The sequence below is a fragment of the Segatella copri genome (assembly GCF_003465495.1).
GTDB lineage: Bacteria > Bacteroidota > Bacteroidia > Bacteroidales > Bacteroidaceae > Prevotella > Prevotella copri_G.
The window spans coordinates 57157-73172 of record NZ_QSAV01000006.1 but is presented as its reverse complement, the minus strand read 5'-3'; the positions used below and the strand labels follow the sequence as shown (position 1 = coordinate 73172).

The following is a 16016-nucleotide window of genomic DNA, read 5'->3' as shown; positions in this document are numbered from 1 at the left end:
TTAGTTACTTTGCAGTACATTACTTAAACCAGAGTAAGGTAACTAAAAAAAGTGAGATATTATGAATACAGAACCAGCAAATAAGTGTGGTTTGAAAAGAGAAGATTTTCAGACCACAGTGAATGGCAAGAAGACTGATCTCTTCGTGTTGAGAAACAAGCAAGGCAACGAAGTTGCAGTGACTAACTATGGTGGAGCAGTCGTAGCCATCATGATGCCAGACAAGGATGGCAACTATGCCAACCTCATCCAAGGCCATGACAACATACAGGACGTCATCAACTCACCAGAGCCATTCTTGAGTGTGCTCATCGGTCGTTATGGCAACCGTATTAAAGAAGGCAAGTTCATACTTCACGGCAAGGAGTATCACTTGGCATGCAACGATGGTCCCAACCACCTGCATGGTGGACCTACAGGTTTCCACACCAAAGTTTGGGATGCAACCCGCATGAGTGATAGCGCTGTCGTGTTGAAATATACGAGCCCTTATGGTGAAGAAGGCTTCACAGGTGAGTTGACAGTTTGGGTAGCTTACACTTTGACCGACGACAATGAGTTCGTTATCAAGTATCAGGCTACAACCAACAAGACAACCATCTGCAACCTGACACATCACGCTTTCTTCTCAATCCAGGGTATTGCTAATCCTACCCCAACAGTTGACAATATCATCTGTGAGGTAAACGCAAACTACTATCTCCCTATCGATGAGTATTCTATCCCTACAGGTGAGATTTTGAAGGTTGAGGGCACACCATTCGATTTCCGTACACCAAAGCCAATTGGTCAGGACATCAATGCAGACAACGAGCAGATCAAGAATGGTCAGGGCTATGACCACAACTATGTATTGAACAAGACAGAAGAAGGTGAGTTGAGTTTCGCTGCCCGTATAAAAGACCCTGTAAGCTGCCGTACCATGGAGGTTTATACCACAGAACCAGGTTTGCAGATGTACACAGGTAATTTCCTTGCAGGTATCTCAGGACAGTTTGGTGCAACATTCCCACGTCGCAGTGCAGTCTGCTTCGAGGCACAGAAGTTCCCAGACACTCCAAATCACACCTATTTCCCAAGTTGCAGATTAAATCCGGGTGAAACATACACCCAGAAGACAATCTATAAGTTTGGAATTGACAAATAAATCAGAATAAATCATGGGGCAGGTACTCTCTAAACAGCACTTGCTCCATTTTCGCGCTTGAATGACAAAACTCATCCAGCGCGACAACAATCTTAAAGAGAAGTCTTAACGTCTTTAAAGAAGAAACAACCTCTTAGAAGAAAAGAGTAGCAACCTCTTTACCATAAAAGAGAATTAATAACCTCTTCAAAAAGAGTATAAACAAGCTTTTCGCAAATATTAATAACAAATAACAATATCAACTATCAAAAAAAATGGAAAACCAAAGTAAAAATGGCAATATCATCGCCATTATCACGATGATGTTCCTCTACGCCATGATTTCGTTCGTAACGAATTTGGCTGCTCCTATCGGAGTTATTTGGAAAAATGTATTCGCTGACAGCGGAAGTGCTAACATGATCGGTATGTTGGGTAACGCCATGAACTTCTTGGCTTACCTCTTCATGGGTATCCCTGCAGGTAAGTTGCTCACCAAGATCGGTTACAAGAAGACAGCCCTCACCGGTATCGCTACCGGATTCGTAGGCGTGCTCATCCAGTTCCTTTCAGGTAAGTTCGGTGCCGACATCTCAGGCTTCGCCGTTTACCTCTTCGGTGCGTTCATCTCAGGTTTCGCAGTTTGTATTTTGAATACTGTTGTAAACCCAATGTTGAACCTCATCGGTGGTGGTGGTAACCGCGGTAACCAGTTGAACCTCATCGGTGGTACATTGAACAGTTTATCCGGAACTTTAACCCCAATGCTCGTAGGTGCCCTTATCGGTACAGTTACTGCTAACACCAAAATGGTAGATGTGAACCTCGTGCTTTACATTGCCCTTGCCGTATTCGCAGCAGCATTCGTTATCTTGAACTTCATCCCTATCCAGGATCCAGAGATGGGTAAGACTACAGACAAGACTGTATTCGAGCATTCACCATGGGCTTTTCGCCACTTCAACCTCGGCGTTATCGCAATCTTCGTTTATGTAGGTGTTGAGGTAGGCATTCCTGGAACATTGAACTTCTACATTTCTGATACAACAGCAAATGGTGGTGGTTTCATCAATGGTACAGCCTTGGCAAATGCAGCAGCTATCGGTGGTTTCGTTGCAGGTACATACTGGCTTCTGATGCTGGTTGGTCGTCTTTGCTCCAGTTTTATTGCTGACAAGGTATCTAGCCGCATGATGATGATGATTGCCAATGGTGCAGGTATGATCTTTATCGTCCTCGCCGTACTTCTCGGCAAGTCAACAACAGTAGAAATGCCTGTATTTACAGGTACATCATTCCAGATGGTTACAGTGCCTATCGCTGCCATGTTCCTGGTACTCTGCGGTCTCTGCACTTCTATCATGTGGTCTTCTATCTTCAACCTTGCTACTGAGGGTCTTGGCAAGTATACAGCCCAGGCTTCAGGTATTTTCATGATGATGGTAGTAGGTGGCGGATTGATGCCATTGGTACAGAACTTCATCGCAGACAACGCTGGCTATATGGCTAGTTACATTGTGCCTCTCATCTGTATGGCATACATGTTCTTCTATGCTGTAGCTGGTTGCAAGAACATCAACAAGGATATTCCTGTTGATTAAAAACACGAAATAAATTAGCCCTAAGGCATATATAGTCTTAGGGCTAAATCATATAATCAAATCTTTAGTAACAACACAACAAAAACTTAACTAATTATGGATATTGAAAAAGTAAGAAGCCGATTCATCAAGCATTTCGATGGTAAAACAGGTAACATCTACATGTCACCAGGTCGTATTAACTTGATTGGTGAGCATACCGATTATAATGGTGGATTTGTTTTCCCAGGTGCAGTAGATAAGGGTATCATGGCAGAAATCCGTCCTAACGGAACAGATACCGTCATGCTCTACTCTATCGACTTGAAGGACCGTGTAGAATTCAAGGTTAATGATCCTGAAGGTCCTCGCGCTTCATGGGCACGTTACATCTATGGTGTTTGCCAGGAGATGAAGGCATTGGGCGTTGACGTAAAGGGTTTCAATGCAGCATTCTATGGTGATGTGCCTCTCGGTGCTGGTATGTCTTCATCTGCTGCTCTTGAAAGCTGTTTTGCTTTTGCTTTGAACGACCTCTTTGGTGACAACAAGGTTTCTAAATGGGATCTCGTTCTCGCAGGCCAGGCTACTGAGCACAAGTATGTAGGTGTTAACTGCGGTATCATGGACCAGTTTGCTTCTGTTTTCGGCAAGGAAGGTAAGTTGATGCGCCTCGATTGCAACAGCCGCGAATTTGAATACTTCCCATTCGAGCCTAAGGGCTATAAACTCTGCCTGGTAAACTCTAAGGTAAAGCACGAGTTGGCAGGTTCTCCATACAACGACCGCCGCAACTCTTGCGAAAATGTTGTTAAGCACATTGCAGCAAAGCATCCAGAAGCTAAGTTCGAAACTCTCCGTGATTGCACATGGGAACAGTTGGAAGAGGTTCGCTCTGAGGTAGGCGAAGAGGATTACAGCCGCGCTCACTTCGTATTGGGCGAGAAGGACCGCGTATTGGTAGTCTGCGATGCTCTTGAGAAAGGCGACTACGAGACAGTAGGTCAGAAGATGTACGAGACTCACTACGGCTTGAGCAAGGAATACGAGGTAAGCTGCGAGGAACTCGACTTCTTAAACGATGTTGCTAAGGAGAACGGTGTTACTGGTAGCCGTATCATGGGAGGTGGCTTCGGTGGCTGCACCATCAACCTGGTAAAGGACGATATCTACGACAAGTTCGTTGAGGACGTGACAGCTAAGTTCACAGCTAAATATGGTCACGCTCCAGAGATTTACCCTGTAATCATCTCTGAGGGTTCTCACAAGGTTTGCTAATATATACATTATATATAATATAAGGAACTGCAGTTAGTATTTGCTAACTGCAGTTTTTTTTTGTCCCAAATAAGACAAAAACAGGCGTTTTCATACAAATAGTGTTAAAAAGACACTTTAGAAGAAAAAAAGTTAGGGAAAACGCTTGCAGATTCGAAATAAAATTGTAATTTTACACCCAAAATGAATAGACAATAAAAAACAGCCTAAAAATGAGTACATTTAAGACCCTATTTATGGGAGTTGGTTTTGCGGCTATCGCTACCCTCTCAGCTTGTTCATCAAGCAGCAATGCAAGTCTCACACAATCTGGTTTGAATCCAGCAGATTTCGATTCAACAGTATTGGGCAAGAAGACTGAGTTAGTAACTCTCAAGAATGCAAGCGGCATGGAAGTTTGCCTCACCAATTATGGTGGACGTGTCGTTTCCATTTCCGTTCCAGACAAGGACGGAAAGCCAACAGATGTGGTTCTTGGTTACGATAATATCCATCAGTATGCTGACACCCTTAACTCTCCTTCAGATTATGGTTCTTCTGTAGGACGTTATGCCAACCGTATCAAGGATGCTAAACTTTCACTTGCTGGTTCAACCTATCAGTTGAAGGCAAATGATAATGGCAACTGCCTGCATGGTGGTGGTGCTACAGGATGGTTGAACCAGGTTTACGACATTACAGAGAAGAACGACTCATCCGTTACCTTCACTATCAATGCGAAGGATGGCGAGAATGGTTTCCCTGGCAACGTAACAGCAACAGCTAAATATACAGTCAAGAGTGACAACACACTCGACATCGAGTTTGGCGCTACAACAGACAAAGAGACCGTTGTCAACATGACCAACCACAGTTACTTCAACTTGAATGGCGATCCATCTAAGGAAGGTTTCGATCAGGTAATGTACATCAATGCAGATAAGTTCACTCCTGCAGATTCACTTTACATCCCAACTGGTGAAATCAAGAGTGTCGAGGGAACCCCTATGGATTTCCGTACACCTGCAGAAATCGGCAAGAAGGTTGATTATAACTTTGATCAGATTAAGAATGCCACAGGTTACGACCACAACTGGTGTTTGAACACATATAAGAATGGTAAGGGCGATGACAAAACAGTTTGCGCAAGCCTCTACTCACCAAAGAGCGGTATCCTTCTTGAAGTATTTACCAACGAGCCAGGCATTCAGGTTTACACTGGTAACTTCCAAGGTACAGGTATTGCCTGCAAGCATGGCATCAAGTATCCTAAACACGTAAGCGTTTGCTTCGAGAGCCAGAAATATCCTGATTCTCCAACCAAGATTGCTCAGGGGGTAAAGGATTGGACAGATGCCACATTGAAGCCAGGAGAGAAATACTATTCTCACCTCGCTTACAAATTCAGCGTTAAAAAGTAAGCTTAAGTTAGTTTGAAAGTTAGCGAACCGGCGGATAAAGTCCGCCGGAACAGCTAACATCCAACAAGAAGTTTTTGCAATGACAAAAAACGAAATGTGCTGGATAAGAAACTAACATAATAAGCATCCAATAAAAGAAAAGAATAAACAAATAATAATAAACAAACAATCTTATAGTAATTATGAATTGGAATTCAACAGAATTCGTATGGCTTGATTGGGCTATACTCGCCATTGGTGTTATCGGCGTAATTTGGGCTGTCTGGCACGCAATCGTGAAAGACAGAAAGGCTCAGAAAGGTGAAGACTCTTCTGCCTACCTCTTCGGTAAGGGTGAGCCATGGTATGTAATCGGTATGGCTATCTTTGCTGCCAACATTGGTTCTGAGCACCTCGTTGGTTTGGCTGGTACAGGTGCCAAGAGTGGTGTCGGTATGGCACACTGGGAGATGCAGGGTTGGATGATCCTCATCCTCGGTTGGTTGTTCGTACCTTTCTATCAGTTGCTCATCAACAAGATGGGTAAGATCATCACCATGCCAGACTTCCTGAAGTTCCGCTATACCCAGCGCACAGGTTCATGGCTCTCTATCATCACCCTCGTAGCTTACATCCTTACTAAGGTGAGCGTTACAGCCCTTACAGGTGGTATCTTCTTCGAATATCTTTGGGGCTTGAACTTCTGGGTTGGTGCTATCGGCTTGATCATCCTCACCACCATCTTCACCGTATTCGGTGGTATGAAGGGTGTGATGACATTGTCAACCATCCAGACTCCTATCCTCGTCATCGGTTCTTTCCTCGTACTCTTCCTCGGTCTCTCTACCCTCGGCGGTGGCAGCATCTCTGCCGGTTGGGCCGACATGATGGATTACTGCGGCAAGTTGAACAACGGCTACGGTACAACTCACATGTTCCACTGGGAGGCTGGTGACTCTATGTATCAGGAGTATCCTGGTTTCGTAGTATTCATCGGTGCAACCATCATCGGTTTCTGGTACTGGTGTACTGACCAGCACATCGTTCAGCGTGTACTCGGTCAGGTTCCTGGCGAGAGCAACGTAGAGGTTATGAAGCGTGCCCGCCGCGGTACTATCGCAGCCGGTTTCTTCAAGGTACTCCCTTGCTTCATGTTCCTCATCCCAGGTATGATTGCAGCAGCCTTGGCTCAGAAGGGCGCTATCCAGATGAACGAGACTGATGCAGCCTTCGCCATCATGGTAAAGACCGTTCTTCCTGCAGGTATCAAGGGTATCGTAACTATCGGTTTCATCTGCGCACTCGTTGCTTCATTGGCAGCATTCTTCAATAGCTGTGCTACCCTCTTCACCGAGGACTTCTACAAGCCATTGAAGAAGGGCATGTCTGAGGCTCACTACGTACTCGTTGGCCGTATCGCTACCGTAGTAGTTGTAGTTCTCGGTTTCGCATGGTTACCAATCATGATGAAGATGGATACTTTGTACAACTATCTCCAGGGTATCCAGTCACTTCTGGCTCCAGCCATGGTAGCCGTATTTGCAATGGGTATCTTCTTCAAGAAGATTACTCCAAAGGCAGGTGAATACACCATGATTACCGGTTTCCTCATCGGTATGCTCCGCCTCGTTACCAACGTTATTACTGACACAGGTAAGGCAACAATGGATGGTGCATTCTGGGATTACACCGCATGGTTCTGGCAGACCAACTGGCTCGTATTCGAGTGCTGGTTGCTCGTATTCCTCATCATCTTCATGGTAGTAGTAAGCTGCTTCACTCCAGCTCCAAGCAAGGAGCAGGTAGAGGCAATCACCTTCACATCAGACTTCAAGAAGTCTATCCGTGAGAGTTGGGGTGCCTTCGATATTATCGGTACCCTCGTAGTAATCGGCCTCTGCGCAGCATTCTACGCATACTTCTGGTAAAATATTATTCACGTCAGGAGTAAGAAGTGAGGAGTCTGGAATTTTCTCAAAGATCAGATAAAACTGTTTCTGTTGAAAAAATCCGCGATCCTTTCTTCTCCTTCTTACTCCTTGATTTTCCTCTCGAACCTGCTCTATGAAGAGCAAGCAAAAGAACACAACTATACATACATTGAATCATTACATCAAAACAGTAGAAAGACCATGACCCAGTTTTATAATGAATACTCCAAAGTATTAGTATCCGTCGATTGTATCATTTTCGGTTTCGACGGTAGCAACCTCCAGGTACTGATAGGCAAACGCAAGATGGACCCGGGAAGAGGCGAATGGTCACTCTATGGTGGTTTCGTTGGCGCAACAGAAAATCTCGAAGATGCAGCTAACAGAGTCATCCTGGAACTTACTGGAATGAAAAACCTCTATATAAGACAAGTAGGAGCTTTCGGCCGCATCGACCGTGACCCAGGTGAGCGAGTTATCTCTATCGCCTATTGCACTCTCATCAATGTGAAAGACTATGATGACAGCCTCCGTGTAGAACACGGATTGGAATGGGTTAGTCTGAACGAACTTCCAGAACTTTACTCAGACCACAAACTCATGATCCGCAACGCTATCGCACAGATACGCCGCCGCATCAATCATGAGCCATTAAGCTTCAAACTCCTCCCAGACCTCTTTACGCTGACACAGCTTCAGCATGTATTCGAGGCAGTAATAGGCGAAGAGATTGATAAGCGCAACTTCCGCAAACGCGTGAAGGATATCGACTTCATCGAGAAAACAGAACTCATCGATAAAGTCAACTCGAAACGAGGCGCCGCCCTCTACCGCTTCAACAAGAAAGCATACGAGGAAGACCCATCGTTCAACTTGAAATAGAATAAATAACTTAAAACAAAAGATATTATGTTAGAAGAATTAAAAGAAAAAGTGTTCAAGGCAAACCTTGATCTCGTTAAGCACAACCTCGTGCTCTTTACATGGGGTAATGTGAGTGGCATCGACCGCGAGAAAGGTCTGGTTGTCATCAAACCATCAGGCGTCGATTATGACACCATGAAGGCTAGCGATATGGTAGTGGTAGACTTGGAAACAGGTAAGGTAGTAGAAGGCGATCTGAACCCTTCATCTGATACACCAACCCACTTGGTTCTCTACCGCGCATTCCCAGAGTTGGGTGGCGTAGTTCATACTCACTCTACTTATGCTACCGCTTGGGCGCAAGCTGGCTTGGACATCCCTAACATTGGTACAACTCATGCTGATTACTTCCACGATTGCATCCCTTGCACTGATGCGATGACAGAGGATATGATGGCAGAATATGAGCACAACACAGGTGTTGTCATCGTTGACCGTTTCAAGAAAGATAACATCAACCCAGTTCATACTCCTGGCGTATTGGTTAAGAACCATGGTCCTTTTACATGGGGTAAGGATGCTGACCAGGCTGTTTATCACGCAGTAGTAGCTGAACAGGTAGCCAAGATGGCTTTCATCTCATTCTCTGTGAATCCAAACACCACCATGAACCCATTGCTCGTAGAGAAGCACTTCAACCGCAAGCACGGTCCTAACGCTTACTACGGACAGAAAAAGCACTAATTAAAGGGTGTTTCAAATAAAGATATTGAATCACATTAACAATAACAATTAATACAACAAACAATCATGATTAAAGCATTTGAAAATTTAGAGGTATGGTTTGTAACTGGTGCACAGCTTCTTTACGGAGGCGAAACAGTTAAGATAGTTGATGGTCACTCAAAGGACATGGTAGATGGTCTGAACAACAGTGGCATCATCCCAATCAAGGTAGTTTACAAGGGCACAGCTAACTCTTCTGCAGAAGTAGAGGCTGTCATGAAGGCTGCCAACAACGATGAGAAGTGCGTAGGTATCATCACATGGATGCACACCTTCTCTCCAGCTAAGATGTGGATCAAGGGCTTGCAGGCTCTCGAGAAGCCTCTCCTCCACTTCCACACTCAGTACAATGCAGAACTCCCTTGGGATTCTATCGATATGGATTTCATGAACCTCAACCAGTCAGCTCACGGCGACATCGAGTTCGGTCACATCTGCACCCGTATGCGCATCCCTAGAAAGGTAGTTGTAGGTTACTGGAAGAGCGAAGAGGCTCAGAAGCAGATTGCAACATGGGCTCGCGTAGCTGCTGGTGTTGCTGATGCTCACAACGTACGCTGCTTGATGTTCGGTATGAACATGAACAACGTTGCCGTAACAGATGGCGACCGTGTAGAGTTCGAGCAGCGCTTGGGTTACCATGTAGATTACTACCCAGTATCTTCACTCATGGAGTACTACAAGAAGGTAACTGATGCAGAAGCTGATGCTCTCGTTGAGGAATACAAGAAGGAGTACACCATCAAGATTGATGAGTCTGGCGAGGAAGTATATTGGGAGAAGGTGAAGAACGCAGCTAAGGCTGAGATCGCTCTCCGTCGTGTATTGAAGGATGAGAACGCAGTAGCATTCACAACCAACTTCGATGACCTCGGCGATGCTGACATCGACGATCCAAACTTCTGCGGTTTCGACCAGATTCCTGGTTTGGCTTCACAGCGCCTGATGGCAGAGGGTTATGGTTTCGGTGCTGAGGGTGACTGGAAGACAGCTTGCCTCTACCGCACACTCTGGGTAATGAACCAGGGCTTGGAGAAGGGTTGCTCATTCCTCGAGGACTACACACTCAACTTCGCTGCCGACCGCACATCTAGCCTCCAGAGCCACATGCTCGAGGTTTGCCCATTGATTGCAACAGACAAGCCAAAGCTCGAGGTTCATTTCCTCGGCATCGGTATCCGCAAGCAGCAGACTGCCCGTTTGGTATTCACATCTAAGACAGGTAAGGGTGTTAAGGCAACTGTAGTTGACCTCGGCAACCGTTTCCGTCTCATCGCAAGTGAGGTAGAGTGCATCGAGCCAAAGGCAATGCCTAAGCTCCCTGTAGCTTCAGCTCTCTGGGTTCCACAGCCAACCTTCGAGATTGGTGCAGGTGCTTGGATCCTCGCTGGTGGTACTCACCACAGTGCATTCTCTTACGATATCACTGCTGAGTACTGGGAAGACTTCTGCGAGATTCTCGGTATTGAGTTCGTCAACATCGACAAGAACACAACAATCAGCAGCTTCAAGCAGCAGCTCCGCAACAACGAGATTTACTACATGCTCAACAAGGCGTTGAGATAATTTAAGTGAAGAGTGAAGAACGAAGAGTGAAGAATTCCATTGCTTTTCTCTTTGTTCCTTACATTAAAGAAAGAATCAATAATGAGCGCAAAAACTATTATAGAATCAGGTAAGGCCATTCTCGGTATCGAGTTTGGCTCTACCCGAATCAAGGCTGTCTTGATCGACACCGACAACAACCCTATCGCACAGGGTAGCTTTGAGTGGGAAAACCAGTTGGTTGATGGTCTCTGGACTTACAGCATCGACACAATCTGGAAAGGTTTGCAGGATTGTTATGCCGACCTCCGCAAGAACGTGAAGGCTGAGTACGACTGCGAAATCAAGCAGTTGGCTGCCATCGGTATTTCTGCGATGATGCACGGCTACATGGCTTTCGGTAAGGATGAGAACATTCTCGTTCCTTTCCGCACATGGCGTAACACCAATACAGCCATGGCTGCAGCTGAACTTTCAGAGCTCTTCCACTTCAACATCCCATTGCGTTGGAGTATCTCTCACGTATATCAGGCTATCCTGAATGGTGAGGACCACATCAACAAGATTGACTTCCTTACCACTCTCGCCGGTTATATCCACTGGCAGCTCACAGGCAAGAAGGTTTTGGGCGTAGGCGATGCATCAGGTATGCTCCCTATCGACTCTAACACCAACAACTACGATGCAGAGATGGTAGCTAAGTTCGATAAGCTCATCGAGCCTAAGAACCTGGGCTGGAAGATTCTCGACATTCTCCCTGAGGTGCTGAACGCAGGCGAAGATGCTGGCGTATTGACCGAGGAAGGTGCAAAGAAGCTCGACCCATCAGGCACACTCCAGGCAGGCACCCCACTCTGTCCTCCAGAAGGTGATGCAGGTACTGGTATGGTAGCTACCAACGCTGTCCGTCAGCGCACAGGTAACGTCAGTGCAGGTACATCTTCTTTCTCTATGATTGTATTGGAGAAAGCCTTGAGCCAACCTTACGAAGTCATTGATATGGTGACTACTCCAGACGGCAGCCCTGTAGCCATGGTTCACTGCAACAACTGTACTTCCGACCTCAATGCATGGGTAGGTTTGTTCAAGCAATATCAGGAGTTGCTCGGTGTTCCAGTAGATATGAACGAGGTATTCGGCAAGCTCTACAACCACGCTCTTGAAGGCGATGCTGATTGCGGTGGATTGATTGCTTACAACTATATCTCTGGTGAGCCTGTAACAGGTCTTGCAGAAGGTCGCCCTATGTTCGTACGTTCTGCCAACGACCACTTCAATCTTGCCAACTTCATGCGTGCCAACCTCTATGCTTCAGTAGCTGTATTGAAGATTGGTAACGATGTATTGTTCAAGGACGAGAAGGTACAGGTAGATCGCATCACAGGTCATGGCGGTTTGTTTAAGACCAAGGGTGTAGGTCAGCGCATCCTCGCTGCAGCCATTAACTCCCCTATCTCTGTCATGGAGACAGCAGGCGAAGGTGGTGCATGGGGTATCGCCCTGCTCGCAGGTTATCTCGTTAACAACGAAGAGAAGTTGAGTCTGGCAGATTATCTCGACAAGAAGGTATTTGCAGGCAATACTGGTGTAGAGATTGCACCTACTGCCGAAGATGTAGCCGGTTTTGATAAATATATTGAAACCTACAAGGCTGGTCTTGCCATCGAAAAGGCAGCAGTTGAGAACAAAAAGTAAATAAACGATAAATACGTTTGTGGGGATTCCTCCTCCACAAACGTATTATACTTAAAATCGACAACAATTAATAAGAACAATGATGAAGAAACTATTCGCTACCACATTGCTTTCAACAGCAGTTGCATTCTCCGCACAAGCTCAGGATGTAACAGGAACAATCCATGCCAACCAGGGAACACAGAAAATCAATAAAGAGATTTACGGCCAGTTTGCCGAGCATCTCGGAAGTTGCATCTATGGTGGTCTTTGGGTAGGTCCTGATTCTAAGATTCCTAACACTCAGGGTTACCGCAACGACGTGCTCCAAGCCCTCAAGGACCTGAAAGTGCCTGTATTAAGATGGCCTGGAGGATGCTTCGCTGACGAGTATCACTGGATGGATGGTATCGGTCCACGTGAGAAGCGACCAAAGATGCAGAACAACAACTGGGGTGGAACCATTGAGGACAACTCTTTCGGTACACACGAGTTTCTGAATCTCTGCGAGATGTTGGGTTGCGAGCCTTACATCAGCGGCAACGTGGGTTCCGGCACTGTTGAGGAATTGGCAAAGTGGGTGGAATATATGACAAGCGATGGAGATACTCCTATGGCAAAACTCCGCCGACAGAACGGCCGCGACAAGGCTTGGAAGGTAAAATACCTCGGTGTTGGTAACGAAAGTTGGGGCTGCGGTGGCAACATGCGTCCTGAGTATTATTCAGATCTCTTCCGCCGCTACTCTGTTTATTGCCGCAACTATGACGGGAACCAGCTCTATAAGATTGCATCTGGAGCGAGCGATTACGATTATAACTGGACTAAGGTATTGATGGACCGTATCGGCAACCGTGCCAACGCCATCTCTCTACATTATTATACAGTAACAGGCTGGACAGGCAGCAAGGGTTCTGCCACCAAGTTCAACAATGAGGATTACTACTGGACCATGGGCAAGGCGCTCGGCATAGAAGATGTCATCAAGAAGCACGAGGCTATCATGGACAAGGCTGATCCAAAGAAGCAGGTAGCCCTCCTCGTTGACGAATGGGGAACCTGGTGGGATGAGGAGCCTGGCACTATCAAGGGCCACCTCTATCAGCAGAACTGTATGCGCGATGCCTTCGTTGCTGCACTCTCGCTGAATGTATTCCACCGCCATACAGAGCGTGTGAAGATGACCAATATCGCACAGATTGTCAACGTACTCCAGTCAATGATCCTGACAGATACAAAGGGAACAGGTCACATGGTTCTGACTCCAACCTATCATGTATTCAACATGTACAAGGACTTCCAGGAGGCAACCTATCTCCCAATGGATGTAAAGTGCGACTCTATGGATGTTCGCGGCGATGATCACGCAAGAGATGGAAGAAAGATTCCATTGGTATCTACTTCAGCAGCCAAGAAGGCAGATGGAACCATTGTGGTTGCTCTTGCCAATGTCAGTCTTGACAAGGCTCAGCAGGTAGAGTTTAATCTGGATGGTGCAGCTGCTCCAAAAACTGTAACAGGACAGATTCTTTCCTGCAACAAGGTGAGCGATTACAACGACTTTGCACACCCGGATGTAGTGAAGCCTGCAGTTTTTAAGGATGCAAAAGTAAAGAAAAACACCCTTAAGGTAAAAATTCCAGCAAAATCTATCGTAGTTTTGAAAATAAAATAGTATCTTTGAAGGCGAAAAAAGGAAGTATCCTTCTTTTGAGTAGCCTTCAGAGCTAGAAAAACAAGAATATTTCAGCAGAAATAACAACAATAATAAATATAAAATTATGAACGACATTAAAGTAATGAATCATGCAGCTGATAACATCCGTATCTTGGCTGCTTCAATGGTAGAAAAGGCAAATTCCGGTCACCCAGGTGGTGCTATGGGTGGTTCTGACTTCATCAACGTGCTCTTCTCTGAGTACCTGGTTTATGATCCATCTGATCCAACATGGACAGGTCGTGACCGCTTCTTCCTCGACCCAGGTCACATGAGCCCTATGCTCTATGCTGGTTTGGCTATGCGCGGTTTCTTCTCTATGGAAGACCTCAAGCAGTTCCGCCAGTGGGGTTCTGTAACTCCTGGTCACCCAGAGCTCGACCTTCAGCGTGGTATCGAGAACTCATCTGGTCCTCTCGGTCAGGGTCATGCCCTCGCAGCTGGTGCAGCTGTTGCAGAGAAGTTCCTCGAGGCTCGTCTGGGTTCAACCATGATGCAGCACAAGATCTACGCATACATCTCTGATGGTGCTGTAGAGGAAGAGATTTCTCAGGGTGTTGGTCGTATCGCCGGTAACCTCGGTCTGAACAACCTCATCATGTTCTACGATTCTAACGACATCCAGCTCTCTACAGAGTGTGGCGTTGTAATGAACGAGGATACTGAGATGAAGTACAAGGCTTGGGGCTGGAATGTCATCAAGATCAACGGTAACGACGTAGCTCAGATTCGTGAGGCGCTCGATGCTGCCCAGAAGGAGCAGGACCGCCCTACCCTCATCATCGGTAAGACCGTAATGGGTAAGGGTGCTCTCCGCGCAGACGGAACAAGCTACGAGGCTTGCATCAATACTCACGGTGCTCCTCTCGGTGGCGACGCTTACGTTAATACTATCAAGCACCTCGGTGGTGATCCTGAGAATGCATTCGTTATCTTCGACGATGTAAAGGAAATCTACGCTAAGCGTGCTGAGGAGTTGAAGAAGATCGTAGCTGAGCGCAAGGCTGCAGAGGCTGAGTGGCGCAAGGCTAACCCAGAGAAGGCTGCCCAGATGGATGAGTGGTTCAGCGGCAAGGCTCCTAAGGTAGACTGGAGCAAGGTTGAGCAGAAGGCTGGTTCAGCTACACGTGCAGCATCTGCTGCTTGTCTCGGTGTTTTGGCAGAGCAGGTTCCTAACATGATCTGTGCTTCTGCTGACCTTTCTAACTCTGATAAGACAGACGGTTTCTTGAAGAAGACCAAGAGCATCGTTCGCGGTGACTTCTCTGGTGCTTTCTTCCAGGCTGGTGTTGCAGAGTTGACTATGGCTGATATGTGTATCGGTATGATGCTCCACGGTGGTGTGGTTGCAGCAATGGGTACATTCTTCGTATTCTCTGATTATATGAAGCCAGCTGTACGTCTCGCAGCCCTGATGCAGGTTCCTGTTAAGTTTATCTGGACTCACGATGCATTCCGCGTTGGTGAGGATGGACCTACTCACGAGCCAGTTGAGCAGGAGGCACAGATTCGCCTCATGGAGAAGTTGAAGAACCACGCAGGTAAGGACAGCGTTCGCGTATTCCGTCCAGCTGATGCTGACGAGACTACAGTTTGCTGGAAGCTCGCTATGGAGAATGTAGAGACTCCTACAGCTTTGATCTTCTCTCGCCAGGGCATCGCTAAGTTGCCAGAGGGTACAGACTACGAGCAGGCTGCCAAGGGTGCTTACATCGTAGCAGGCAGCGACGAGAATCCAGACGTTATCTTGGTAGCTAGCGGTTCTGAGGTTTCTACATTGGAGGCTGGTTGCGAGGCTTTGCGTGCCGACGGCATCAAGGTTCGCGTAGTAAGTGCTCCATCAGAGGGCTTGTTCCGTGGTCAGAGCAAGGAGTATCAGGAGAGCGTATTGCCAAAGAACGCTAAGATCTTCGGTATGACTGCCGGTCTTCCTGTAACACTCCAGGGTCTCGTAGGCGCTAATGGTAAGGTTTGGGGTATGGAGAGCTTCGGTTTCTCAGCTCCTTACAAGGTACTTGATGAGAAGCTCGGTTACACAGGCGAGAACGTTTACAAGCAGGTAAAGGCTTTCTTGGCAGAGGCTTAATTAGCATAAACTAAACAGGAGTTGGAAGCTGGAGTTGGAGATCTTGCCGG

General features: G+C 46.6%; 11 protein-coding genes. All 11 read left to right on the top strand.

Annotated elements, in window-relative coordinates; genetic code table 11:
* Positions 1-61 precede the first annotated feature (61 nt).
* On the top strand, positions 62-1147 hold the full coding sequence (locus tag DWV53_RS02890) for an aldose epimerase family protein (protein WP_181985916.1): 1086 nt from the start codon (positions 62-64) through the stop codon (positions 1145-1147).
* A 254-nt stretch (positions 1148-1401) separates the two neighbouring features.
* The gene (locus tag DWV53_RS02885; RefSeq protein ID WP_006846773.1) at positions 1402-2727 is read left to right on the top strand and encodes an MFS transporter; all 1326 of its coding nucleotides are present in this window, start codon (positions 1402-1404) and stop codon (positions 2725-2727) included.
* 96 nt (positions 2728-2823) lie between these two features.
* Positions 2824-3984: a galactokinase gene (gene galK / locus DWV53_RS02880; protein WP_118151539.1), complete on the top strand. Its 1161-nt coding sequence runs from the start codon at positions 2824-2826 to the stop codon at positions 3982-3984.
* 212 nt (positions 3985-4196) lie between these two features.
* Positions 4197-5384: an aldose epimerase family protein gene (locus DWV53_RS02875; RefSeq protein ID WP_118065560.1), complete on the top strand. Its 1188-nt coding sequence runs from the start codon at positions 4197-4199 to the stop codon at positions 5382-5384.
* A 182-nt stretch (positions 5385-5566) separates the two neighbouring features.
* Entirely contained in the window at positions 5567-7291 is a 1725-nt protein-coding gene (locus DWV53_RS02870) for a sodium:solute symporter (protein ID WP_117693124.1), read from the top strand.
* 204 nt (positions 7292-7495) lie between these two features.
* Complete coding sequence (locus DWV53_RS02865) at positions 7496-8176, top strand: NUDIX hydrolase (RefSeq protein WP_040552774.1); 681 nt, start codon at positions 7496-7498, stop codon at positions 8174-8176.
* 27 nt (positions 8177-8203) lie between these two features.
* Positions 8204-8902 (top strand): L-ribulose-5-phosphate 4-epimerase, encoded by a 699-nt coding sequence (locus DWV53_RS02860; RefSeq protein ID WP_006846778.1) that lies wholly within the window; start codon positions 8204-8206, stop codon positions 8900-8902.
* Positions 8903-8968: 66 nt separating this feature from the next.
* Positions 8969-10510: an L-arabinose isomerase gene (gene araA, locus DWV53_RS02855; protein ID WP_117693122.1), complete on the top strand. Its 1542-nt coding sequence runs from the start codon at positions 8969-8971 to the stop codon at positions 10508-10510.
* A gap of 81 nt (positions 10511-10591) precedes the next feature.
* A complete protein-coding gene (locus DWV53_RS02850; RefSeq protein WP_118151537.1) occupies positions 10592-12184 on the top strand; it encodes a xylulokinase in 1593 nt (530 codons plus the stop codon).
* Positions 12185-12263: 79 nt separating this feature from the next.
* Entirely contained in the window at positions 12264-13838 is a 1575-nt protein-coding gene (locus DWV53_RS02845; protein ID WP_006846781.1) for an alpha-N-arabinofuranosidase, read from the top strand.
* A 106-nt stretch (positions 13839-13944) separates the two neighbouring features.
* Entirely contained in the window at positions 13945-15966 is a 2022-nt protein-coding gene (locus tag DWV53_RS02840; protein ID WP_118151535.1) for a transketolase family protein, read from the top strand.
* The last annotated feature ends 50 nt before the right edge of the window (positions 15967-16016 follow it).